The sequence below is a fragment of the Pseudomonas pisciculturae genome (assembly GCF_015461805.1).
Lineage (GTDB): Bacteria > Pseudomonadota > Gammaproteobacteria > Pseudomonadales > Pseudomonadaceae > Aquipseudomonas > Aquipseudomonas pisciculturae.
On the sequence record NZ_JACVZE010000001.1, the window covers coordinates 507,790 to 531,209 of the forward strand.

At 59.2% G+C, this 23,420-nt stretch carries 22 protein-coding genes; 5 read left to right on the top strand and 17 right to left on the bottom strand.

Going from position 1 to position 23,420, the window contains the following annotated elements:
* Positions 1 to 74: 74 nt before the first annotated feature.
* The 11 genes from ICY20_RS02255 to ICY20_RS02305 all read right to left on the bottom strand — a co-directional run bounded on the left by ICY20_RS02255 (position 75) and on the right by ICY20_RS02305 (position 12,524).
* The gene (locus ICY20_RS02255) at positions 75 to 413 is read right to left on the bottom strand and encodes a GlpM family protein (RefSeq protein ID WP_122514494.1); all 339 of its coding nucleotides are present in this window, start codon (positions 411 to 413) and stop codon (positions 75 to 77) included.
* Complete coding sequence (aauR, locus tag ICY20_RS02260) at positions 413 to 1,759, bottom strand: two-component response regulator AauR (protein ID WP_159956779.1); 1,347 nt, start codon at positions 1,757 to 1,759, stop codon at positions 413 to 415. Before aauR ends, ICY20_RS02255 begins: the two co-directional genes overlap by 1 nt.
* The gene (gene aauS / locus ICY20_RS02265; RefSeq protein WP_159956777.1) at positions 1,756 to 3,657 is read right to left on the bottom strand and encodes a two-component sensor histidine kinase AauS; all 1,902 of its coding nucleotides are present in this window, start codon (positions 3,655 to 3,657) and stop codon (positions 1,756 to 1,758) included. The genes aauR and aauS overlap by 4 nt, the downstream gene beginning before the upstream one ends.
* 172 nt (positions 3,658 to 3,829) lie before the next feature.
* Positions 3,830 to 4,564, bottom strand: coding sequence for an amino acid ABC transporter ATP-binding protein (locus tag ICY20_RS02270; RefSeq protein ID WP_017526340.1), 735 nt, complete (start codon positions 4,562 to 4,564; stop codon positions 3,830 to 3,832).
* Positions 4,561 to 5,232 (bottom strand): amino acid ABC transporter permease, encoded by a 672-nt coding sequence (locus tag ICY20_RS02275; RefSeq protein ID WP_159956775.1) that lies wholly within the window; start codon positions 5,230 to 5,232, stop codon positions 4,561 to 4,563. Before ICY20_RS02275 ends, ICY20_RS02270 begins: the two co-directional genes overlap by 4 nt.
* The gene (locus ICY20_RS02280; protein ID WP_159956773.1) at positions 5,232 to 5,978 is read right to left on the bottom strand and encodes an amino acid ABC transporter permease; all 747 of its coding nucleotides are present in this window, start codon (positions 5,976 to 5,978) and stop codon (positions 5,232 to 5,234) included. Before ICY20_RS02280 ends, ICY20_RS02275 begins: the two co-directional genes overlap by 1 nt.
* Before the next feature lie 193 nt (positions 5,979 to 6,171).
* Positions 6,172 to 7,098: a glutamate/aspartate ABC transporter substrate-binding protein gene (locus ICY20_RS02285; RefSeq protein WP_159956771.1), complete on the bottom strand. Its 927-nt coding sequence runs from the start codon at positions 7,096 to 7,098 to the stop codon at positions 6,172 to 6,174.
* Between the two features lie 315 nt (positions 7,099 to 7,413).
* Positions 7,414 to 8,952 carry a glycerol-3-phosphate dehydrogenase gene (gene glpD / locus ICY20_RS02290; RefSeq protein ID WP_194936846.1) on the bottom strand — a complete coding sequence of 513 codons (1,539 nt, stop codon included), beginning with the start codon at positions 8,950 to 8,952 and terminating at the stop codon, positions 7,414 to 7,416.
* Positions 8,953 to 9,254: 302 nt separating this feature from the next.
* A complete protein-coding gene (locus tag ICY20_RS02295) occupies positions 9,255 to 10,010 on the bottom strand; it encodes a DeoR/GlpR family transcriptional regulator (protein WP_135287637.1) in 756 nt (251 codons plus the stop codon).
* A 73-nt stretch (positions 10,011 to 10,083) separates the two neighbouring features.
* Positions 10,084 to 11,589 carry a glycerol kinase GlpK gene (glpK, locus tag ICY20_RS02300; protein ID WP_122487742.1) on the bottom strand — a complete coding sequence of 502 codons (1,506 nt, stop codon included), beginning with the start codon at positions 11,587 to 11,589 and terminating at the stop codon, positions 10,084 to 10,086.
* Between the two features lie 77 nt (positions 11,590 to 11,666).
* Complete coding sequence (locus ICY20_RS02305; protein WP_194936847.1) at positions 11,667 to 12,524, bottom strand: MIP/aquaporin family protein; 858 nt, start codon at positions 12,522 to 12,524, stop codon at positions 11,667 to 11,669.
* A gap of 327 nt (positions 12,525 to 12,851) precedes the next feature.
* Here ICY20_RS02305 and ybaK point away from each other — a divergent pair, with 327 nt between their 5' ends.
* Positions 12,852 to 13,322 (top strand): Cys-tRNA(Pro) deacylase, encoded by a 471-nt coding sequence (gene ybaK / locus ICY20_RS02310; protein WP_194936848.1) that lies wholly within the window; start codon positions 12,852 to 12,854, stop codon positions 13,320 to 13,322.
* A 139-nt stretch (positions 13,323 to 13,461) separates the two neighbouring features.
* On the opposite strand, the gene ICY20_RS02315 is transcribed toward ybaK, so the two are convergent.
* Together ICY20_RS02315 and argF are read right to left on the bottom strand one after the other, a co-directional pair.
* Positions 13,462 to 14,571: an ABC transporter ATP-binding protein gene (locus ICY20_RS02315; RefSeq protein WP_194936849.1), complete on the bottom strand. Its 1,110-nt coding sequence runs from the start codon at positions 14,569 to 14,571 to the stop codon at positions 13,462 to 13,464.
* Entirely contained in the window at positions 14,568 to 15,488 is a 921-nt protein-coding gene (argF, locus tag ICY20_RS02320) for an ornithine carbamoyltransferase (RefSeq protein ID WP_159956761.1), read from the bottom strand. The genes ICY20_RS02315 and argF overlap by 4 nt, the downstream gene beginning before the upstream one ends.
* Positions 15,489 to 15,921: 433 nt before the next feature.
* Between argF and ICY20_RS02325 the strand changes: the two genes are divergently transcribed.
* Together ICY20_RS02325 and grxD are read left to right on the top strand one after the other, a co-directional pair.
* Positions 15,922 to 18,030: a molybdopterin oxidoreductase family protein gene (locus tag ICY20_RS02325; RefSeq protein ID WP_194936850.1), complete on the top strand. Its 2,109-nt coding sequence runs from the start codon at positions 15,922 to 15,924 to the stop codon at positions 18,028 to 18,030.
* Positions 18,031 to 18,107: 77 nt separating this feature from the next.
* Positions 18,108 to 18,446 (top strand): Grx4 family monothiol glutaredoxin, encoded by a 339-nt coding sequence (gene grxD, locus ICY20_RS02330; RefSeq protein ID WP_159956757.1) that lies wholly within the window; start codon positions 18,108 to 18,110, stop codon positions 18,444 to 18,446.
* 69 nt (positions 18,447 to 18,515) lie between these two features.
* On the opposite strand, the gene bfr is transcribed toward grxD, so the two are convergent.
* Positions 18,516 to 18,986 carry a bacterioferritin gene (gene bfr, locus ICY20_RS02335; protein ID WP_159956755.1) on the bottom strand — a complete coding sequence of 157 codons (471 nt, stop codon included), beginning with the start codon at positions 18,984 to 18,986 and terminating at the stop codon, positions 18,516 to 18,518.
* Positions 18,987 to 19,186: 200 nt separating this feature from the next.
* On the bottom strand, positions 19,187 to 19,405 hold the full coding sequence (locus tag ICY20_RS02340; RefSeq protein WP_010564137.1) for a bacterioferritin-associated ferredoxin: 219 nt from the start codon (positions 19,403 to 19,405) through the stop codon (positions 19,187 to 19,189).
* A gap of 243 nt (positions 19,406 to 19,648) precedes the next feature.
* Between ICY20_RS02340 and ICY20_RS02345 the strand changes: the two genes are divergently transcribed.
* On the top strand, positions 19,649 to 20,251 hold the full coding sequence (locus tag ICY20_RS02345; RefSeq protein WP_071487543.1) for a peroxiredoxin: 603 nt from the start codon (positions 19,649 to 19,651) through the stop codon (positions 20,249 to 20,251).
* A gap of 290 nt (positions 20,252 to 20,541) precedes the next feature.
* Here ICY20_RS02345 and rnt read toward each other — a convergent pair whose 3' ends face one another.
* Both rnt and pyrC read right to left on the bottom strand, forming a co-directional pair.
* Positions 20,542 to 21,216 carry a ribonuclease T gene (gene rnt, locus ICY20_RS02350; protein ID WP_159956753.1) on the bottom strand — a complete coding sequence of 225 codons (675 nt, stop codon included), beginning with the start codon at positions 21,214 to 21,216 and terminating at the stop codon, positions 20,542 to 20,544.
* Complete coding sequence (gene pyrC / locus ICY20_RS02355; protein WP_159956751.1) at positions 21,213 to 22,259, bottom strand: dihydroorotase; 1,047 nt, start codon at positions 22,257 to 22,259, stop codon at positions 21,213 to 21,215. Before pyrC ends, rnt begins: the two co-directional genes overlap by 4 nt.
* A gap of 156 nt (positions 22,260 to 22,415) precedes the next feature.
* Between pyrC and ICY20_RS02360 the strand changes: the two genes are divergently transcribed.
* Positions 22,416 to 23,324, top strand: a complete 909-nt coding sequence (locus tag ICY20_RS02360; RefSeq protein ID WP_194936851.1) for a flagellar protein MotY — start codon at positions 22,416 to 22,418, stop codon at positions 23,322 to 23,324.
* The last annotated feature ends 96 nt before the right edge of the window (positions 23,325 to 23,420 follow it).

A 23,420-nucleotide genomic window follows, 5' to 3' on the forward strand; every position in this document is an offset into this window, starting at 1 on the left:
TGTCAGCCACAAATAAGCTAGCTGACCCACTGCAATCGGGGGCAAGCCCCCTCCCACATTTTTACCGAGTTGTGTCAGGAGTGCAGGCGTACCCAGATACTGACCAACACGGTAGCGGCTATCAGCCAGGCGACGGCCGCTACGGCCAGCGACGCCTCCAACCGCATTCGATCCACCATCACATACAACGTCGCCAAATACACAAAGTACGGAATGATTGACCACATCCCAAACAGGATGGTGGTCTTTAAGTCCTCCACCGAGCGGCCCTTGCCGACGATGTAGTGCGCGATCAGCGCAAACGTCGGAAACAGCGGCACCAGGCCAGCGATGTAGTAATTCTTGGTCTTGGCCAGCGCCGCCAAAATCAGCACCACCGCCGCACCCAGGGCGGCCTTCAAGAAAAGATCCATCAGTGACTCAACCCGTATTTTTTGACCTTGTCGAAAAGGGTGGTCTTGGCCATCCCCAGTTCCTGGCTGGCTTGGGTCAGGTTGCCGCCGCTGCGTTGCAGCGCGTCGTTAAGCAGGTTGCGCTCGAAGGCTTCCACTGCTTCGGTAAAGGCCAGGCCACCGCTGCCCGTGCCGGCGCCGCTTTTCTTGAAGGCGGGCAGGCCCAGGGCGAAGCGTTCGGCGACGTTGCGCAGTTCGCGCACGTTGCCGGGCCAGTCGTGGCTCATCAGGGTCGACAGGGTCTGGTTGTCCAACTCCGGCGCGGTGCGGTCGAAGCGCAGCGATGACTGCTGCAAAAAGTGTTCGAACAGTTGCAGGATGTCTTCGCGGCGTTCACGCAGGGGTGGCAGTTCCAAGGTGACCACGTTGAGGCGGTAGTAGAGGTCGCTGCGGAACTGGCTGGCGCGGCTCAGTTCGTCGAGGTCGGACTTGGTGGCGGCGATCACCCGGCAATCCACCGCCACGCTTTGGTTTGAACCCAGGCGTTCGAGGGTGCGCTCCTGCAATACCCGCAGCAACTTGATTTGCAGGTTGATCGGCATGCTCTCCACTTCGTCGAGAAACAGCGTGCCTTCGTGGGCGTGCTCGATCTTGCCGATGCGACGCTTGCCGGCACCCGTGAAGGCGTTGGCCTCGTGGCCGAAAATTTCGCTTTCGAACAGGTTCTCTGGCAGGCCGCCGCAGTTCAGGGCAACAAATTGATGACTGTGGCGGCGGCTGAAATCATGCAGGCAACGGGCGACCAGTTCCTTGCCGGTGCCGGTCTCGCCTTCGATCAGCACGTTGGCCGAGGTGTCGGCGACGTTGGCGATTAGTTCGCGCAGGTTTTGCATGGCCGGCGAGCGGCCGATGATGCGGCCTTCCAGCGAGTCACGCTCGGCCAGTTGGCGGCGCAGCGACCAGACTTCCCGCGCCAGCCCGCGTTGTTCCAGGGCGCGGCGGGCCACGTCTACCAAGCGTTCAGGGGAGAACGGTTTCTCCATGAAGTCATAGGCGCCGTTGCGCATCGCGCCCACCGCCATCGAGATATCGCCGTGCCCGGTAATCAACACCACCGGCAGGCTTTTATCCAGGGCCTTGAGGCGGGTCAGCAGCTCCAGGCCATCGATGCCCGGCAGGCGGATGTCGCTGATGACAATGCCCGCGAAGTTCTCGCCGACGCGCTGCAACGCCTCTTCGGCACTGCCCACGCCAACGCTGGGAATGTCTTCCAGGGCCAGGGCTTGCTGGCAGCCGAGCAATACATGGGGGTCGTCTTCGACAATCAGGACGGTGAGGTCGTTAGGGGCTGTAGCGTCAGTATTCATGTCGACTCAGCTTTTTGAGCGCCCGCCAACGGCAGGCTCAGGACAAAGGCAGTACCACCACTGGCCGGGTGTTCCACGGCGAGGTTGCCGCCGGTGGCGGCGGCGAGGCTGGCGGACAGGGTCAAGCCCAGGCCCAGGCCTTGCTCTCCGGGCTTGGTGGTGAAGAACGGTTCGAACAAATGTTTGCGTGCTTCGGGGTCGATGCCGTGGCCGTTGTCGCGCACCAGCAGGCGGTATTTGCCGTCGCTGCTGCTGCCTTCCAACCACAGCTCGGGGGCGGGTTGGGCCTGCATGGCGTCGACGGCATTACCGATCAGGTTGACCAGGATCTGCTCCAGGCGCGTCTGGTCGATCTGCAATTGAGCGTGAGAAAAGTCGCGGTGCACGGTCAGCGGCAGGCTGTCCAAGCGTGCGCCAAGTACCTGGAATGCGGCATCCACCGCTTTGATCAGGCTGGCTTCACCTTGGTCGTCACCGCGACGGGCAAAGGAGCGCAGGCTGGCGGTGATGCGGCCCATGCGGTCGATCAGTTCGTTGATGGTGTGCAGGTTGGCGCTGGCAGTGTCCAGGGCGCCGCGCTCCAGGAAGCGCACGGTGTTGCCGGACAACGTGCGCAGCGCCGCCAGTGGCTGGTTCAATTCATGGGCGATGCTGGTGGACATTTGGCCGATGGCCGCCAGCTTACCGGCTTGTACCAGCTCATCCTGGGCGCGGCGCAGGGTCTCTTCGGCCTGGCGGCGTTCGCGGATCTGGCCCTTGAGCCGCTCGTTGCTGGCGCGCAGGTCGGCGGTGCGTTCGGCAATCCGACGTTCCAGCTGGCTGTTGGCTTCTTGCAGGGCTTCCCGTGCCGCCAGGCGTGTGGCGATAACCTTGCGCCGTTCGTTCCAGGCGATCAGCAAGAACGCCACCAGCCCGAAGGCAACGGCCACCAGAATGCCCTGGTTGATGGCTGCGCGGCGCAGGTCATTGAGGGGCGTCAGTAAGGTGAAATTCCACGGCGTGTCGTTGAGCGGGCGGGTTTGCGCCAGGTAGCTGACTTCGTGCTCGTCGTTGACCACTTCGCTGTTGGCAGGGAAGGTGAGTTTCTCGGCGCCTTCGTTGAGGCGTTCGCGGGCCAGGGGCTCCAGCTCGTTGAGCGTCGCCCAGTAATATTGCAGGCTGTGGGCCAGGCGGTCTTTGGTGTCATCGCTCAGTGGGCGCACAGCCTTGAGGCGGCGGGCCGGGTCGCTGGACAGGATGATGATGCCGTTCTCATCGCTGACAAAGGCTTCGAGACGGGCGCGCTGCCAGCGTTCTTCAAGGGCTTCGAGGCGCACCTTGACCACGGCGACGCCGATGATCTTGCCGTGCTCTTCGAGGCCATGGGCCAGGTAATAGCCGGGCTCGCCGTTGGTGCTGCCGATACCGTAGAAACGGCCAGGCTGGCCACGCACGGCGTTCTGGAAATAGGCGCGGAAGGACAGGTCTTCACCCTGGTAACTGTCGGCATCGCGCCAGTTACTGGTGGCCAGCACGCGGCCGGTGGTGTCCATCACGTAAATAGCGCGGCTGCGGCTACGCCGGTTCAGGCCTTCGAGGTAGTCGTTGACGGACTTGCGGGTTTCCTGACTGGGGTTTGCCAGCAGCGTCGACACGCTGGACTCCAACTCCAGGAGGCTGGGCAGGTAGGTGTATTTGCTCAGTTCGCTTTCGACGGTACGGGCATGCAGCTCCAATTGGCGCTCGCCAGTGTCGCTGAGGGTGCGGATGCCATAGTACTCACTGACCCAGAAGCCGATATAACCCAGGCCGATCATCAGGGCGACGATCAACGGCGGCAGGAACAGTTGGCGAATCAGACGAGGCTTCACGGCAAGTGATGGCGGCGCGGCGCGAAATTGGTTGGGGTCGCATTTCATCACAGATGCCTTGGGTCAACCAGAGCTTGCCAGCCTGCGCGATCCAGTGTGGGAGGGGGCTTGCCCCCGATAGCAGTGTGTCAGTTGATAAATCAGGTGACTGATCCACCGCCATCGGGGGCAAGCCCCCTCCCACATGGACCCTGTTTCTGCAGGAGGAGCTGTGTAGGGCTTAGTGCTGCAGGATTTTCTCAAGGAAGTGCTGCGCGCGTTCGGAGCGGGCGCTGATGTCGCCGAAAAACTCTTCTTTCGGGCAGTCTTCGATGATCTTGCCGGCGTCCATGAAGATCACGCGGTCAGCCACTTTGCGGGCAAAGCCCATTTCGTGGGTTACGCACATCATGGTCATGCCTTCCTGGGCCAGTTGCACCATCACGTCGAGCACTTCGTTGACCATTTCCGGGTCAAGGGCCGAGGTCGGTTCGTCGAACAGCATGACGATCGGGTCCATCGCCAGGGCGCGAGCAATCGCCACACGCTGTTGCTGGCCGCCGGACAGTTGGCCCGGGTGCTTGTGGGCGTGAGCCGACAGGCCGACGCGCTCCAGCAGTTGCAGGCCTTTCTTGGTGGCTTCTTCCTTACTGCGGCCCAGGACCTTGATCTGCGCAATGGTCAGGTTTTCGGTGATGGTCAGGTGCGGGAACAGCTCGAAGTGCTGGAACACCATGCCCACGCGCGAGCGCAGTTTCGGCAGGTTGGTTTTCGGGTCGGCGATGGAGGTGCCGTCGACCACGATGTCGCCCTTCTGGAACGGTTCCAGTGCGTTGACGCACTTGATCAGGGTGGACTTGCCCGAGCCGGACGGCCCGCACACCACGATCACTTCGCCTTTTTTGACATCAGTGCTGCAATCGGTCAGCACCTGGAAGTCGCCATACCACTTGTTGATGTTCTTGATAGAGATCATACGGCAAACCTTTTTTGCAGACGCTTGACCAGCAGCGAGGCGGAAAAGCTGATGATGAAGTAGACGACACCGGCGAAGATCAGGAACTCGTTGGAGCGGCCGATGATGTCGCCGTTGGAGCGTGCGGAGTTGAGGAAGTCCACCAGGCCCACGGTGTAGACCAGCGAGGTGTCCTGGAACAGGATGATCGACTGTTGCAGCAGCAACGGGGTCATCTTGCGGAACGCCTGGGGCAGAATGATCAGGCGCATGGTCTGGCCATACGTCATGCCCATCGCTTGCGCTGCGCCCATCTGGCCCTTGGGGATCGACTGCACGCCGGCCCGTACGATTTCACAGAAGTACGCGGCTTCGAACATCATGAAGGCCACGACGCAGGAAGTGAACGCGCCAATCGGCGTGTCTTCGCCGGTGATCCAGCGCAATACGAACGGCACCGCCAGGTAGAACCAGGTGATCACCAGCAGAAGCGGGATCGAGCGGAAGTAGTTCACATAGGCGCCAGCCACACGCGACAGCAGTTTGCTGGACGACAAGCGCATCAGCGCGAGCACGGTGCCCAACGCGATGCCGCCAACCACACCCATGACCATCAACTGCAAGGTCATGACCATGCCGTTCCACAGGCCCGGGATAGCGGGGATGATGCCGCTGAAGTCGAGTTCCATTATTTACCCCCCACGGAGATCAGGCCAGGCACCGCGACTTTCTTCTCGACCAGGCGCATGAGCAACATCAGGCTCATGTTCAGGGTGAAGTAGATCAGCGTGGCCAGGGTGAAGGCTTCAAACAGGTTGGCCGAAAATTCGGCGGTCTGCTTGGTTTGCGCCAGCAGTTCCATCAAGCCGATCAAGGACGCCACGGAGGAGTTCTTGAAGACGTTGAGAAACTCAGAGGTAAGCGGCGGAATGATGATGCGGTAGGCCTGGGGCAGCAGCACGTTCCAGTAGATCTGCGGCAGCTTGAAGCCCATGGCGCGCGCGGCAGACTCTTGGCCACGCGGTAGCGCCTGGATGCCGGTACGCACTTGCTCACACACGCGGGCGGCGGTGAACAGGCCCAGGCACACGACGACGCTCAGGTAGGCCGAGGTGGTCGGGTTAAGGTCTTGTTTGTACCAGTCCTGCAGGTTTTGCGGCAGCAGGTCGGGAATCAGGAAGTACCAGATGAACAGCTGCACCAGCAGCGGCACGTTACGAAACAGTTCCACGTAGCAGGTCGCAATGCCCGATACGAGGCGGTTTGGCACGGTGCGCATGACCCCCAGAACGGAGCCAAGCAACAAGGCGATGATCCATGCCACGACAGCGATGGCGATGGTCCAGCCCAAACCGGCGATGTACCAGTCGAGATAGGTCTCGCTGCCCACGCCAGTGGACTTGAAGAACACGCCCCAGTCCCAGTTGTAATTCATTAGGGTCTCCCCTCAAATCGATCGATGTACAAGCACCCGCTTGGGGAAAATCCATTCCCACCCGGCGATGAACGCCAGGCACACGCGATCGGCTCGGAAACCGCCAGGTCGAGTGTTCCAATGTACAGCCAGCAGGTAGTAACAGACGCCTGGGGGAGGGTTGGCTCCCCCAGGAGGTAAGGTTAGATCAGTGTCAGATTTTTACGTCAGGCGCTGGCTTGTCGCTTGGGTTGGCGATCAGCTCTTTAACCTTTTCACTCATTGGGAAGTTCAGGTTCAGGCCTTTAGGTGGGATCGGGCTTTCGAACCACTTGCTGTAGATCTTGTTGATTTCGCCGGACTTGTACAGGGCGGTGATGGCGCCATCCACGGCTTTCTTGAAGTCCGGGTCACCTTTGCGAACCATGCACGCGTAGGCTTCGAAGGACTGTGGAGTACCGGTGATGACCCAATCATCCGGCTTCTTCGCCTTGGCTTCTTCGCCGGCCAGCAGGGCGTCGTCCATCATGAAAGCAACGGCACGGCCGCTTTCGAGCATTTGGAAGGATTCGCCGTGGTCTTTGGCGGAGATGACGTTCATGCCCATCTGCTTGTCGGCGTTCATCGCTTTGATGATGCGCTCGGACGTGGTGCCCGCGGTGGTCACGACGTTTTTGCCTTTCAGGTCGGCAAAATCGGTATAGGACGGTTTGCCTTCCTTGTCTTTCTTGACCAGCAGACGGGTGCCGATTTCGAAGATGTTGACGGTGAAATCAACTTGCTGGGCGCGTTCGGCGTTGTTGGTGGTGGAGCCGCACTCGAGGTCCGCAGTGCCGTTCTGGATCAGCGGAATACGGGTTTGCGAAGTAACCAGGTTGTACTTGGCCTTCAGGTCGGGTTTGTTCAGGTCTTTTTTCAGTTGTTCAACGACGGCCAGCTGAATGTCGTGGGAGTAGCCAACTGGTTTGCCCGAACCATCCGCGATGTAGGAAAACGGAATGGAGCTGTCGCGGTGCGCGAGGGTGATGGTGCCGGAGTCGTTGATTTTCTTCAGTGTGCCGGTGAGTTCGGCGGCGAAAACTGGAGTGCTGATCAGAGCAGCAGCGATAGCTGCGCCCAGGATATGGGGAACGATGCGCATCAATACTTCCTCGACATTTGTTTTTTTTATGAAGCCGGCTAAACGGCTCTCTTGTACAGCGAATGCCCATGACGGCTCCTGAGGCGTCTCAGGCAATCGTCCAAGAGTGTAGAGCATGAGTCGTGCCAGACCTGAATAAAAAGGTTAACCACATGATTTATATGAAGATTAACTTTGTGTGACTATTGTTTCAGAACTGTTGGGTACGGCAATCCGAATAGTGTAGGGGGATGGCGTTCGGAAAACCGAATGGAAAAGCAGGCATGAAAAAGCCCCTGAACCTTACGGCGCAGGGGCTTTTGTAGGCTTTAACTGTCAGGCCGCTTCAATCTTGCCGCGGTTCTGCTCAACCTTGGACAGGTAACGCTGCACGTTGTCTTGTTCCTCAGGGGTGGTGAACAAACCCAGCTTAGTTCGGCGCCACAATACGTCTTGCGGCTGGGTGACCCACTCTTCGGCGCAGAGGTAGTCGATCTCGCGGGTGTACAGGCCGCCACCCAGGTGTTCGCCCAGGTCGGCCAGCGATTGCACGCCCTCCAGCAAGCGCCAGGTGCGGCTGCCATAGGTGGTGGACCAGCGACGGGCGATTTCGCTCGGCACCCAGTCGAATTTACTGCGAATGGCGTCGGCCAGTGCTTCTGGCGTGGTCATGTCTTCGCCGCCGGGCAGGCTGGCGGTGGCTGTCCAACTCGGGCGCATCTGGGTGAAGTACGGCGCCAGCTGCGCCATCGCCGATTCAGCGAGCTTGCGATAAGTGGTCAGCTTGCCGCCAAACACCGACAGGATCGGCGCCTCGCCCGTACCGCCGGACAACGCCAGGGTGTAGTCGCGGGTAATGGCTGAGGGGTTATCCGACTCGTCGTTGCACAGCGGGCGCACCCCGGAGTAGGTGTGGACGATGTCGTCGCGGCTCACTTGTTTCTTGAAGTGCGCGTTGACCACTTTGAGCATGTAGTCGGTTTCACCTTCGGTGATCGCAACTTTCGCCGGGTCGCCGGTGTACTCGCGGTCGGTGGTGCCGATGATGGTCAGGTGGTTCAAGTACGGGATGGTGAAAACGATCCGCTGGTCTTCGTTCTGCAGGATGTGCGCGTGGGCGCCTTCGTACAGTTTTGGCACGATCAGGTGACTGCCCTGGATCAGGCGGATGCCGTAGGGCGAGTCGAGCTTCAAGTCGTCCTTGATGAACTTGGCGACCCACGGGCCAGCGGCGTTCACCAATGCGCGGGCGCGGATCGAGAACAGGCTGCCGTCGGCACGTTCCATGTTCATTTCCCACAGGCCCTTGCTGCGGTGTGCGCTGATGCAACGGGTCTGGGTGTGGATATGCGCGCCTTTTTCGCGGGCGGCCATGGCGTTCAGTACCACGAGACGGGCGTCATCGACCCAGCAGTCGGAGTACTCGAAGCCTTTGGTGATTTCACTTTTGAGCGGGCTGTCGGCGCCGAACTTGAGGCTTTTGGAGCCGGCGAGTTTTTCGCGCTTGCCGAGGTGGTCGTACAGGAACAGACCCGCGCGAATCATCCACGCAGGGCGCAGGTGCGGGCGGTGCGGCAATACGAAACGCATCTGCTTGACGATGTGCGGGGCCTTGGCCAGCAGCACTTCACGTTCGGCCAGGGCTTCGCGCACCAGACGGAATTCATAATGTTCGAGATAACGCAGGCCGCCGTGGATCAGCTTGCTGCTGGCCGAAGAGGTGTGGCTGGCCAGGTCATCCTTTTCGCAAAGGAATACCGACAAACCGCGACCGGCTGCGTCTGCTGCAATGCCGACGCCATTGATCCCGCCACCGATAACGGCGACGTCATAGACTTCGGCAAGCGGTGGAGCAGGCAAGGTGGAAGGGTTCATCGGCTGGCCTCGCGATTTATTCGTCTTGGAATTCGAACATTAATGTTCATTTGCGAAAATGGTAGCTGATAAACACGCGCACAGCCAGTCGACTTCGATTGAAAAAACTCATCGAAGGGTGGGGAAAGGAAAAATTGTGAACATTGGGGTGAGGCAGCCGTTGATAAATCGGCTGTCAGATAGATCGCCATCGGGGGCAAGTCGAGTCGTCGCACCGCCCCTCCCACATTTGAGCGCATTCCCATGTTGGAACTCGGTCAACTGTGGGAGGGGGCTTGCCCCCGATGGCGACGGTACAGGCGCTACACGACTTCCAGCCGAACCTTATGCTCATTCAACAACTGCACCAAAGCTGGCACCGGCTGCTGATCAGTCACTAAACAATCCACCAAACTGATCGGCCCCAATCGAATCATGGCATTGCGCCCGAATTTGCTGGAGTCCGCCGCCAGGATCACCTGACGTGCATTGGCGATGATGGCTTGTGAAACCCGCACTTCTTGATAATCGAAATCCAACAAACTGCCATCTTCATCAATGCCGCTGATCCCCACCAAGGCAAAGTCCACCTTGAACTGGTTGATGAAGTCGACACTGGCCTGGCCCACCACACCACCATCACGGCGCACATTACCGCCGGTCAGCAGCACGTCGAAGTCGTCCTTGGCGCTGAGCATGGTGGCCACGTTGAGGTTGTTGGTGATGATTTTCAGGTGACTGTGGTTGAGCAGCGCACGGGCGATGGATTCGGTGGTGGTGCCGATATTGATAAATAGCGAGGCGTGGTCGGGGATCTGCGCAGCAATGGCTTCGCCGATGCGCTGTTTCTCATCGCGCATTTGGTCGGCACGCATGGCGTACGCGGTGTTTTCGACACTGGAGTCATAGGCCGCGCCGCCGTGGTAGCGGCGCAACAGGTTGGCGTCCGCCAGCTGGTTGATATCGCGGCGGATGGTTTGCGGGGTGACTACGAATAGCTGCGCCATTTCCTCGATACTGACGTAGCCGCGTTCGCGGACCAGTTCGAGGATTTGTTGTTGGCGGGGAGGCAGATTCATTGGGCGTCCTTTGGGCTGCCATACAAAAGTGGCCCATGATGACGCAGGAATCTGCTCCCTGCCAGTTACAACCTTATTCAGCGCCTTCGTGGGGCTCCCAGTCGCGTGTGCGGCTGACTGCTTTTTGCCAGCCGGCGTAGAGTTTTTCTTTTTCCTTTTCTTCCAACTGCGGTTCGAATTCGCGTTCGATGACCGCCTTGCCACGCAACTCATCCAGGCTGCCCCAGAAGCCGCACGCCAGGCCGGCCAGGTACGCAGCACCGAGTGCAGTTGTCTCACGCATTTGCGGGCGCTCGACTTGGGTGCCGAGGATGTCGGCCTGGAATTGCATCAGGAAGTTGTTGGCCACCGCGCCGCCGTCTACACGCAGGGCCTTGAGGCGTTCGCCCGAGTCCTGTTGCATGGCGTCGAGTACGTCGCGGGTCTGGTAGGCAATCGACTCCAGGGCTGCGCGAATAATGTGATCCACACGTACGCCACGGGTCAGGCCGAACAGTGCGCCACGGGCATACGGGTCCCAGTACGGAGCGCCCAAGCCAGTGAAGGCTGGCACCAGGTACACGCCGTTGCTGTCTTTGACCTTGCCGGCGAAGTATTCGGTGTCGTGGGCGTCGTTGATGATTTTCAGCTCATCACGCAGCCACTGCACAGTAGAACCACCGTTGAACACGGCGCCTTCCAGGGCATAGGCCACTTCGCCGCGGGGGCCGCAGGCGATGGTGGTGAGCATGCCGTGCTTGGATTTCACGGCTTTGTCGCCGGTGTTCATCAGCAGGAAGCAACCGGTGCCGTAGGTGTTCTTGGCCTGACCAGCTTCGACGCACATTTGGCCGAACAGCGCGGCTTGCTGGTCACCGGCGATACCGCCGATGGCGATGCCACTCTTGGTACGGCCGTAGATTTCCGAGGACGACTTAACTTCTGGCAGCATTTCGCGCGGGATGTCGAGGATCTCCAGCATCTTCGCGTCCCACTCCAACGAGTGGATGTTGAAGAGCATGGTGCGCGAGGCGTTGGTGTAGTCGGTGACGTGGGTCTTGCCGCCGGTAAATTTCCAGATCAGCCAGCTGTCGACGGTGCCGAACAGCAGTTCGCCATTACGTGCACGCTCGCGGCTGCCTTCGACGTTGTCCAGGATCCACTTGAGCTTGGTGCCGGAGAAGTACGGGTCGGTAACCAGACCAGTGGTGTCGCTGATGTATTGCTCGTGGCCGTCGCGCTTGAGCTGCTGGCAGATCTCGGTGCTGCGGCGGCACTGCCAGACGATGGCGTTGTAGATCGGGCGGCCGGTGATTTTGTCCCAAACCACGGTGGTTTCACGCTGGTTGGTGATGCCGATGGCAGCCACCTGGTCATGGTGCAGGCCTGCCTGGGCCAGGGCTTCGACCATCACCGCGCTCTGGGTGGCGAAGATTTCCATCGGGTCGTGTTCGACCCAGCCCGCTTGTGGGTAATGCTGGGCGAATTCGCGCTGGGCGGTGCAGACCACGTTGGCGTCACGATCAAAGATGATCGCCCGGGAACTGGTGGTGCCTTGGTCGAGGGCAATGATGTAGTTCTTATTCTGAATGTCGGTCATGTCGAATGCCTTGGAAAATAAGAAAATCGGTAATCAGCCTGGGCTAAAAACGGGCAGGAAGGCCCAGACTGGCGCTGTCAGGAAATACGGGTCTTGCCATTGACTGCCGTGTCAGGTGTTGCTTCAGCTATAGCAGGTGCGGCGCTCGGCAGATGGCGGGCAATCAGCCCGCGATAGGCCGCAGCACCCAAGCATGCGCCGACAATCGGTCCGAAAATCGGTACCAGGAAGTAAGGAATATCGCGGCCGCCAGTAAAGGCTATTTCACCCCAGCCAGCGAAAAAGGTCATCAGCTTGGGCCCCAGATCCCGCGCCGGGTTCATCGCAAAACCGGTGAGTGGGCCCATGGCGCTGCCGATCACCGCGATCAGCAAGCCGATCAGCAGTGGTGCCAGCGGGCCACGCGGCAGGCCGTTGTTGTCATCGGTGAGGGCCATGATTACGCCCATCAGGATGGCGGTGATGACCATTTCCACCAGGAATGCCTGGGCGGTACTCAGCAGGGCATGGGGGTAGGTGGAGAATACCGACGCCAATTCCAGGCTGGCCTGTGTGCCACGGACCATATGGTGGGTTTGTTCGTAATCGAAAAACAGATTGCTGTAGAGGGTGTACACCAAGGCTGCCGAACAGAAAGCGCCGGCGATCTGGGCGAGGATATAGAAGGGCAGTTTGCGCTTGTCGAAATCGGCAAACAGGCACAGGGCGATACTCACCGCCGGGTTGAGGTGGGCTCCGGAAATACCGGCGCTCAGGTAGATCGCCATGCTGACGCCGACCCCCCAGATGACACTGATTTCCCACAAGCCAAAGCTGGCACCCGCAACCTTGAGCGCAGCGACACATCCTGTACCGAAGAAGATCAAAAGCGCAGTCCCCAGGAATTCGGCCATGCATTGGCTCGAAAGTGAAGGCTGTTGAAGAGCAGTTGTCATGGAAAACCTCAATTGTTGTTCTTGTCTGGCGCACGTTCTCAACGGAACGTTGCGCGATTTTCACCGTGGCAAGGATCCCCATCCCGGACACGGCTTGCTGCTTGAAAGCTGTAGGTCTATTCCTACAGTATTCGGAAACGAAAAAATATAGACAAGAATGACCGCTGTCAAAGGTCGAAAGTGAACCGTCAGTCACATTCAAACTATTGGCCTGATGAATGATCACGCTTGTCACACAGCGCGTGCACCTTAAGAGTGGGCGTACTAGAGCCTTTTACGTGGCCTTGGCCTAGAATTGGCCATCTGTTTGCCACGCCTGGAGCCAGCATGACCCCTGCATTGGACCTGTTGAAAAAAGTTCGCGCCGAACATCGTATTCACAGTTACGAACATGACCCCAAGGCGGCATCGTATGGCCTGGAGGCCGCGGAAAAATTGGGGCTTGATGCGGCGCAGGTGTTCAAGACCTTGCTGGCCAGCAGTGAGAAGGGAGAATTGTTGGTGGCGGTGGTGCCGGTCGTCGGAAGTCTGGACTTAAAAGCCTTGGCGCATGCGGCGGGGGTTAAAAAAGTCGAAATGGCCGACCCGGCGGCGGCCCAGCGCTCTACTGGCTATTTGCTGGGCGGTATCAGCCCGTTGGGGCAGAAGAAGCGCTTGCGTACTTTTATCGATGAGACGGCGCAGCCGTTTGCGACGATCTTTGTGAGTGCGGGGAGGCGGGGGTTGGAGGTGGAGTTGTCGGCAGCGGTGTTGGCCGAGCATACCCAGGCGAAATTTGCGCCGATCGGGCGGGCCTGAAATCCATTTTTAAAGCCTATGCAGTACCAATGTGTGGGAGGGGGCTTGCCCCCGATGACTGAGTGTCAGCCACTGCATTAGGTGACTGACCCATCGCCATCGGGGGCAAGCCCCCTCCCACATGTTTAACCAAGTTTCGTCAGGTAGCTGGGCTGTAGCGCCTAACACCTGAGTCGGTTTGCGGAATCTGCGCCGCCACACTGCCAGAAGCCTTGAACAGCACCAAATGCTCCGCCGCCACCCGAATCCCCACATCCGCACCAACCTGATGGTCAGCATGACTCGGGAAAATCGACTCCAGCTGCGCGCCCGTCGGCAGTTGCAAGCGATACAGGGTCGACGCACCCAGGAACGTCTTGCCCACAATCCGCGCTTTTAGCGCGCTGTCCGGCGCATAGACGATATCGTCCGGCCGCAGCAGCACATCCACTGCGCCACCGATAGGCCAGGAATAGGCACGGTTACCCCGCAGGTCACCCAGCTCAGTATTCACCGACTCCGGCGAGCTCAATTGGCCACGGATGAAATAACCCTGGCCGATAAAGCTTGCGACGTAAGGCGTCTGAGGCTCGTGATACAGGTTGTAGGGCGTATCCCACTGCTCAAGCCGACCTTCCTTGAAGACACCCACGTGATCGCTCACCGCAAACGCTTCTTCTTGATCGTGGGTGACCAGGATCGCACTGGTGCCCCGAGCCTTGAGAATATCGCGCACCTCGTGGCTGAGCTTGCGCCGCAGTTCGCCGTCAAGGTTGGAGAAGGGCTCATCGAGCAGCAACAATTGCGGCTCCGGCGCCAAAGCACGGGCGAGGGCGACACGTTGTTGCTGGCCGCCGGAGAGCTCGTGAGGGAAACGCTTGCCCAGGTTTTTCAAGTTGACCAACTCGAGCAACTCCGCAACCACGCGGTCTTTTTGCGGGTGCTTGCGAATGCCGAACGCGATGTTATCGGCCACGCTGAGGTGCGGAAACAGCGCGTAGTCCTGGAACACCATGCCGATGCGACGTTTCTCCGGAGCCAGTGTGAAACCGGCACTGGAGATCACTTCGCCCGCCAGGCTGATTTCGCCTTCATGCACAGGTTCAAAACCGGCAATGGCGCGCAGGGTAGTGGTCTTGCCACAGCCCGACGAGCCCAGCAGGCAGCCGATATCACCGGCGTTGAGGTGCAGATTGAGGTTCTGCACGACGCGTTGATCTTGATAGCCGCATGCCAGATTGCGCAGGTTCAGCAGGAATGGCTGGCTCATGCGTGGTGATACGAAGGCGGGACGAGGAATTCGAGCAGGGCCTTCTGTGCATGCAAGCGGTTTTCGGCCTGGTCCCAGGCAACCGAGCGTGGGTCGTCCAGCAGGTCGAGGCTGATTTCTTCGCCACGGTGCGCGGGTAGGCAATGCATGAACAGTACGTCCGGCGCGGCCAGGTCGAGTAGGGCACGGTTGACCTGATACGGGGCGAACAGGGCCAGGCGTTTGATGGTTTCGTCTTCCTGGCCCATGGAGGTCCAGACGTCGGTGCTCACCAGGTGTGCGCCGACCACGGCGTCACGCGGGTCGCGCACCAGGGTCACGCGGTCGCCGGCCTGTGCCAGGAAGCGTGCGTCAGGCTCGTAGCCTTCCGGGCAGGCAACACGTAGCTGGAAGTCGAACTGGATCGCCGCTTCTATATAGCTGTTGCACATGTTGTTGCCGTCGCCGATCCAGGCCACGGTCTTGCCTTGGATTGGGCCACGGTGCTCCAGGAAGGTTTGCATGTCGGCCAACAGCTGGCACGGGTGCAGGTCATCGGTCAGGCCGTTGATCACCGGTACGCGGGAGTGGGCGGCAAATTCGGTCACGGTGCTGTGGGCAAAGGTGCGGATCATCACCGCATCGAGCATGCTCGACATGACGATGGCGCTGTCGGCGATCGGCTCGCCACGGCCCAATTGGGTATCGCGCGACGACAGGAAGATGGCTTGGCCACCCAGTTGGATCATGCCAGCTTCGAAAGAGACGCGGGTGCGGGTCGACGACTTCTCGAAAATCATGCCGAGCACGCGGTTTTTCAAAGGCTCGAACAGTACGCCGCGGTTACGCAGGTCTTTAAGCTCAATGCCTCGACGGATCACGCTGACCAGCTCTTCGGGCGTGCAATCCATCAGGGAGAGAAAGTGCCTTGCGCTCATCATTAACTACCTTTTTGCAACAGACCGCAGATACTCAAAGCCTTGTTTATTGTGACAACGGGCGAGACCTGCGGCGAAAGCCGCACGGGGCGACGAAATAGGGGAAGGCGCGATCTTATAATTAAATGTCGCGTCTTACCAATAGGGCTACGGTTTTTATGGGTGTTCAAGAAGGGCGCCTGAGCGCTTTTGAAGACGGTTTCCAGACAGCAGCGGGCCATTTGTACACTGGCCCCGCAACCTTTTGCAATCCGGCGGGGCGGGCGCAGGCTAGGTTGCGTCGGTTTTGGAGGCCGTGTGGAAGTTTTTGAAACATTTACTCACGCTTAGCCATGGCCTGGCCTGATGCCCGTGGATTCACGGGACGAACGTTACTGGTGCTCGTCCCGGTCGCGGCCCATAGTCTGACAAAGCCCTAATAAAGAGACTGGCCATGACCAAGACTCTCCACCACCGTGCCTGCCATCTGTGTGAAGCCATCTGTGGCCTGACCCTTGAAACCACTCAGGCCGAGGACGGTAGCCTGGCGATCACCTCGATCAAGGGCGACGCGCTGGACACGTTCAGCCGTGGGCATATCTGCCCCAAGGCCGTGGCCTTGCAAGACATCCAGAACGACCCGGATCGCCTGCATCAACCGATGTTGCGGGTGGGGAGCGAATGGCAGCCGATTGCGTGGGAAGACGCCTTCGCGCTAGTCGCCGACCGGCTGGCCGACATTCAAGCGCGCCACGGGCAGAATGCGGTGGCGGTCTATCAGGGCAACCCCAGCGTGCACAACTACGGGCTGATGACTCACAGCAACTACTTCCTTGGCCTGCTCAAGACGCGAAACCGGTTTTCCGCGACTTCGGTGGACCAACTGCCTCATCACCTCACCAGTCATTTGATGTACGGCCATGGCCTGTTGTTGCCGATCCCGGATATCGACCACACCGACTTTATGTTGATCCTGGGCGGTAACCCGTTGGCGTCCAATGGCAGCATCATGACCGTGCCCGATGTGGAGAAGCGTCTCAAGGCCATCCAGGCCCGTGGCGGCAAAGTGGTGGTGGTCGACCCTCGGCGAAGCGAGACCGCAGCGATGGCTGATCAGCATCTGTTTGTACGCCCCGGTGGCGATGCAGCGCTGTTGTTCGGCGTGCTCAACACCCTGTTCAGCGAGAACCTGACGCGAGACAGTCATCTGCCGGTGGAAGGTCTTGATGAGGTGCGGGGTGCGATTGCCGGGTTTACCGCTGAGGCCATGAGCCGCCAATGCGCGATTCCGGCTGAGCAGATTCGCCAATTGGCTCGGGACTTTGCCGCCGCTGACAAGGCCGTTTGCTACGGGCGTATGGGGGTGTCTACGCAGGCGTTCGGCACCCTGTGTCACTGGCTGGTGCAATTGATCAACCTGGTCACCGGCAATCTGGACCGTGTCGGCGGCGCGTTATGCACTACGCCAGCGGTGGACCTGGTGGCGTCCACCGGCGGAGGGCATTTCAATCGTTGGCAGAGTCGGGTTTCCGGGCGTCCGGAATACGGTGGCGAGTTGCCTGTGTCGGCGCTGGCTGAGGAAATGCTGACCGAGGGTGAAGGGCAAATCCGCGCGCTGGTGACGGTGGCTGGCAACCCGGTGCTTTCTACGCCGAACGGTCGTCAGCTGGAACAGGCACTGGACGGACTGGAGTTCATGGTCAGCGTCGATCTCTATATCAACGAGACCACGCGTTATGCCGACTTGATCCTGCCGTCCACGTCGGCACTGGAAAACGATCACTACGACACAACGTTCAATATGTTCGCGGTGCGCAATGTCACCCGTTTTAATCGCGCCATCCTGCCCAAACCGCAAGGCGCGCTGCATGACTGGGAGATTTTCGTCGGCCTGGCCAAGGCGTTTGCAGCGCAGACGAGTGTGGCGCTCAAACCGACGATGGCGCCGGCGCAGATGATCGACTTCGGGCTGCGGGCCGGGGTGTACGGGGATGCGTCTGAGCATAAGCTGTCGGTCGCGATGCTGGCAGATCACCCCCATGGTGTGGACCTGGGGCCCTTGAAAGCTAACCTCAGTGAGCGCCTGAAAACCGCCGATGGCAAAGTGCAGGCAGCGCCATCGGTGATCCTCGCTGACCTCGTGCGTTTTGCTGCGCAGCCGATGCCTGTAGCCGACGAACTGCTGCTGATCGGCCGTCGACATGTGCGCAGCAATAATTCCTGGATGCATAACTATCACCGTTTGGTGAAGGGCAAGCCTCGGCATCAGTTGCTCATGCATCCCGATGATCTGGCCAGTCGGCAGTTGAGTGATGGCCAGCGTGTACGGGTAAGTTCACGCATTGGCATGATCGAGGTCGAAGTGGTCGCCAGCCTGGACATGATGCCCGGCGTGGTCAGCCTGCCCCACGGGTGGGGCCATGGCCGGGCGGGGGTACAGATGAGCATTGCCAGCGCTCAACCGGGCGCGAGTGCCAATGACTTGACCGACGAGCGGCAGCTGGACGAGTTGTCGGGCAACGCCGCACTCAACGGCGTGCCGGTGCAGGTAGCAGCCGCCTGAGCACCGCGCTGGAATTTTGCGTTACAATGCGCCACCGTGCCGACCTGTGAGTCGCAAAGTTCCAGCCGAGGTGTTCCATGGATATCATCGAAACGATCAAAGAGCAGATTGCTGCCAACACCATTCTGCTTTACATGAAGGGCGCGCCAAACGCTCCTCAGTGCGGTTTCTCCGCGAAGGCGTCCCAGGCGATCATGGCGTGCGGCGAGAAGTTCGCTTACGTGGATATCCTGCAAAACCCGGAAATCCGCGCCAACCTGCCAAAGTACGCCAACTGGCCGACTTTCCCACAACTGTGGGTTGCCGGTGAGCTGGTGGGTGGTAGCGACATCATCGTTGAGATGGCGGCTGATGGTTCGCTGCAAACGCTGATCAAAGACGCAGCGGCAAACGCGGCAGCCAAGACTGACGCTTGATTCGCGTGCAATAAAAAGCCCCGCTTCTCGTGAGAGAGCGGGGCTTTTTTGTACCTGTGTGCTGAGGGCTTACTCGCCCATCTGCGATTGCAGGTAGTTTTCCAGGCTGACTTTGTCGATCAGGCCCAGTTGGGTTTCCAGCCAGTCGATGTGTTCTTCCTGGTCTTCGAGGATGTCTTCCAGCAACTCACGGCTGCCGAAATCGCCCTTGGTTTCGCAATGAGCGATGGCGGCCTTGAGGTCGCTGTGGCTCTTGTGCTCGAACTTCAGGTCGCTGCTGATCATTTCCTGGGTGTGTTCGCCGATGTTCAGCTTGCCCAGGTCTTGTACGTTCGGCAGGCCTTCGAGGAACAGGATGCGCTTGATCAGCGCGTCGGCGTCTTTCATGGCCTTGATGGATTCTTTGTATTCACGCTTGCCCAGCTTTTCCAGGCCCCAATCGTCATACATGCGCGCATGCAGGAAGTACTGATTGATCGCGACCAGTTCATTGGCAAGGATTTTGTTGAGTTGCTGGATGACTGAGATGTCGCCTTTCATGACTGGGGTCCTGCCCTGTAATCGCTGTGTATGGGCGGAGTTTGAGCGGCCAAAACCCTAGTGTCAAACCTAAGTTATTGAATAATAAATGAAAATTAATCGGAATAAGAATGTTTGTGTTCCGCGTCTTGAAGCTAACTAATTGAATTACTGGCATAAAAAAACCGGACTCGAAGTCCGGTTCTTTAAAACACGCCAAATTAAGCGTGTGTAAATTCTGCTGAATAGGGGAGCGCGGCCTGGGCTGTCTGCAGCTGCGTCAGGGTTTCCCGTACCACTTGCTTGGCTAGGCAAGCACATTTACCGCACTGGCTGGCAACGCCGGTGGTTTCACGTACTTCCTTGTAGCTGCAGCAACCTTCGTAGATTGCTTCGCGGATTTGTCCGTCGGTGACGCCAGTACAGAGGCACACATACATAAGGGAGAACCGTCGCGGGTTTAAGGCTTAAGTGCGATGGATCTTAATGTTAACGAGAATGATTGTCAAAGTAGATTCGTAGGGTATTGGCCAGTAAAGCGCCCTCACTGACGAACGGTTTTTTCAGTGTATGATGGTCGGTCTTCACGAAGCGTGACTGCGTCACAGGGCTGTCGCTTATACACGGCAGACTGGGAGCAGTCCTTTTACTTCAATCGTCACCCTTACATCAGGAGATACCCAATGAGCGTACTCGTCGGCAAACAAGCCCCGGATTTCGACGTACCTGCCGTCCTCGGCAATGGCGAAATCGTAGACAGCTTCAAACTGTCTGAAGCCATCAAAGGCAAATACGGCCTGGTGTTCTTCTACCCGCTGGACTTCACCTTCGTGTGCCCTTCGGAGCTGATCGCTCTGGACCACCGCATGGACGATTTCAAGGCGCGCAACGTTGAAGTGGTAGCGGTCTCCATCGACTCCCATTTCACCCACAACGCCTGGCGTAACACCGCCATCAATGATGGCGGCATCGGCAAAGTCAAATACACCATGGCTGCCGACCTGAAACACGAAATTGCCAAGGCCTACGACGTTGAGTCCGAAGGCGGCGTGGCTTTCCGCGGCGCGTTCCTGATCGACGACAAAGGCGTTGTGCGCTCCCAGATCGTTAACGACCTGCCACTGGGCCGTAACATGGAAGAGCTGATCCGCCTGGTCGACGCCCTGCAATTCCACGAAGAGCACGGCGAAGTTTGCCCAGCCAACTGGAAAAAAGGCGACAAAGGCATGAACGCTTCGCCAGAAGGCGTTGCGGCTTACCTGACCGAGAACGCTGGCAAGCTGTAAGCCAGAATCGCGGTACAAAAAAACCGGCCTGAGATGGCCGGTTTTTTTATGCTCACAATATTGCTGGCGACGCTTGATTCATGTGGGAGGGGGCTTGCCAGTCAGTTAAGGCGAACACTGTACCTGTGGCGAGGGAGCTTGCTCCCGCTGGGTCGCGAAGCGGCCCCGCTCTTTGTATAAAAGAATGGGACTGCTGCGCAGTTCAGCGAGAGCAAGCTCCCTCGCCACTGGTTACTTTTTAGCCGTTTCGCCTCTTAACTGACTGGCATTAGGGCAAGCCCCGTCTCACATCAGTCGCCGAAATCTTCCCAACCGCCCATCTGTTTCCAACGATTGACGATGCCGCAGAACAGGTCGGCCGTCTTTTCAGTGTCGTAGCGGGCCGAGTGGGCCTCGCGACCGTCAAAGTCGATACCGGCTGCCTGGCACGCCTTGGCCAATACGGTCTGGCCATAAGCCAAGCCAGCCAGGGTGGCAGTGTCAAAGCTGGAAAACGGGTGGAACGGGTTGCGCTTCATGTCCAACCGCGCCACGGCGGCGTTCAGGAAGCCCAGGTCGAAGCTGCTGTTATGGCCCACCAGGATTGCGCGTTTGCAACCATTGGCCTTCAACGCCTTGCGTACGCCACGGAAGATGTCAGTCAGCGCTGCTTCTTCACTCACTGCCATGCGCAGCGGGTGATCGAGCTTGATCCCGGTGAACTCCAGGGCAGCAGCTTCGATGTTGGCGCCTTCAAATGGCTCGACGCGGAAGAAGTGGGTGTGTTCTGGATACACAAAGCCCTGTTCGTCCATGCCGATGGTGGTCGCGGCAATTTCCAGCAGTGCGTCGGTGGCGCAATTGAAACCGCCGGTTTCTACGTCAATGACGACAGGCAGGTAGCCGCGGAAACGTTCGGCCATCGGGTGACGCGAACCACCCCCACCGCCGTGCTCCTGTTCGTCGTCGTAATGGTCTTCACTCACTTGCTTTCCTCCAGCAGGCGCCAGCGCAGTGTTTCACCGGCGCGCAGCGGGATAACAGTCAGCTCGCCAAACGGCAGGCTGGCAGGGGCGGTCCAGTCTTCACGAACCAGGGTAATGCGATCGGTATTCGCCGGCAGGCCGTAGAAGCGCGGGCCGTTGAGGCTGGCGAAACCTTCAAGCTTGTCCAGGGCGTTGCGTTGTTCGAACGCTTCGGCATACAGCTCAATGGCCGCAAAAGCGGTGTAGCAACCGGCACAGCCACACGCGGCTTCTTTGGCGTGCTGGGCGTGGGGCGCCGAGTCGGTACCCAGGAAGAACTTCGGGTTGCCGCTGGTGGCGGCATCCAGCAGTGCCACCTGGTGGGTGTTGCGCTTGAGGATCGGCAAGCAGTAGAAGTGCGGCCGAATCCCGCCCACCAGCATGTGGTTGCGGTTGTACAGCAGGTGATGCGCAGTGATCGTTGCGCCGACGTTGGCCGAAGCCTCAGTCACGAACTCTACGGCGTCACGCGTGGTGATGTGCTCGAACACCACCTTGAGGGTCGGGAACAGCTCGACCACCCGGCGCATATGCTCGTCGATGAAGATCTTCTCGCGATCGAAAACATCGACATCGCCACGGGTGACTTCACCGTGGATCAGCAGCGGCATGCCGACTTCGGCCATGGCTTCGATGGCGGGCAGGATCTTGTCGATACTGGTCACGCCGGAATCGGAGTTGGTGGTCGCGCCCGCCGGGTACAGCTTGGCGGCGTGCACATAGCCGCTGGCCTTGGCTTCGCGAATCTCTTCGGGCTGGGTGCGGTCTGTGAGGTAAAGCACCATCAACGGTTCGAAGCGGCTGCCGGCCGGGCGCGCAGCGAGAATTCGCTGGCGATAGGCGTCGGCTTCAGCGGCATTACGCACCGGAGGTACCAGGTTAGGCATGATGATGGCGCGGCCAAACGTGCGCGCTACATCGGCCACGGTTTGGGGCAACGCAGCACCATCGCGAAGATGAATATGCCAGTCGTCGGGACGCAGCAGGGTCAGGCGGTCGGACATTGGGGATTCCAGGCGGGTCAATCTGGGGCGAATGCTACCGGAAAAGACTCTTGCAGGCACTCGCTATCAAGTTTTGCAGGATGCATCCGATAGCCTTTTGTATGCCTTATCGATGTATGACGCTTTGAAGTGTTGTAGAAACCAGTGGAGCCTCCCGTGCGCCAGCAATATCTAGCCCTGCTCAGTGTGTTCGCCAGCCTGCCTGCGATGGCCCTCACGTTCCAGACACGTCTGGAGAATATTGAGTGGAAGGTAGAGGGCGACCAGTTCGAGTGCCGCCTGACCCAACCGATCACCGATTTTGGCTCGGGTGAGTTCGTGCGCCGGGCCGGTGAGCAGGCGACATTTCGTCTGAAAGCCTATAACGGTTCATTGGGTGCAGGTTCGGCGACCCTGTTGGCAGCCGCGGCCCCATGGCAGCCCGGTCGGGGCGATATCAACCTCGGTGCTGTGCGTGCGGGCAGTGGCGATGTACTGTTCAACAGCTCCCAGGCTCAGGCCGGGCGCCTGTTCAACGGCTTGCTGGAGGGCCGCAGCCCCACCGTGCGACATTACGGGCGCCAAGGCGGCTACTCGGAAATCCGCCTGCTGCCGGTCAAGTTCAACAAGGCCTACAACGACTATCAACTGTGCACCGCCAAGCTGTTGCCGATGAATTACGACCAGGTCAAACAGACCGAGGTGGGGTTTCCTGGCGGTGGCATCGAGTTGGATGCAGCGGCCAAGCAGAAACTGTCGGTGATCCTGGCATACATGAAAGCCGATCCCACGGTTAACCATATCGAGCTCAATGGCCACTCTGACAACAGCGGTAATCGCCTGACCAACCGCGATGTCTCACGCCGACGTGCACTGGCGGTCATGGACTACTTCAAGGCCAATGGTATTCAGGAGTCGCAGGTCACAATGCGTTTCCATGGTGAAAGCTATCCTTTGGCACCCAATACCAATGCGGCCAACCGGGCGCGCAACCGCCGGGTCAATATCCAGCTGGAACGGGTAGCAGCCCCCGAGAAACCGGCACCCCAAGCCACTGCGCCGAGCAACCCTGCGGCGACTTCCTAAGGTGCGACCATCGGTCGCCCACTCGACATAATCTGTCGCTTTATCTTCATTTGCTGTCGCGCCCCTGTAATTTCGCGGTTTTGGTCGGTAGAATCG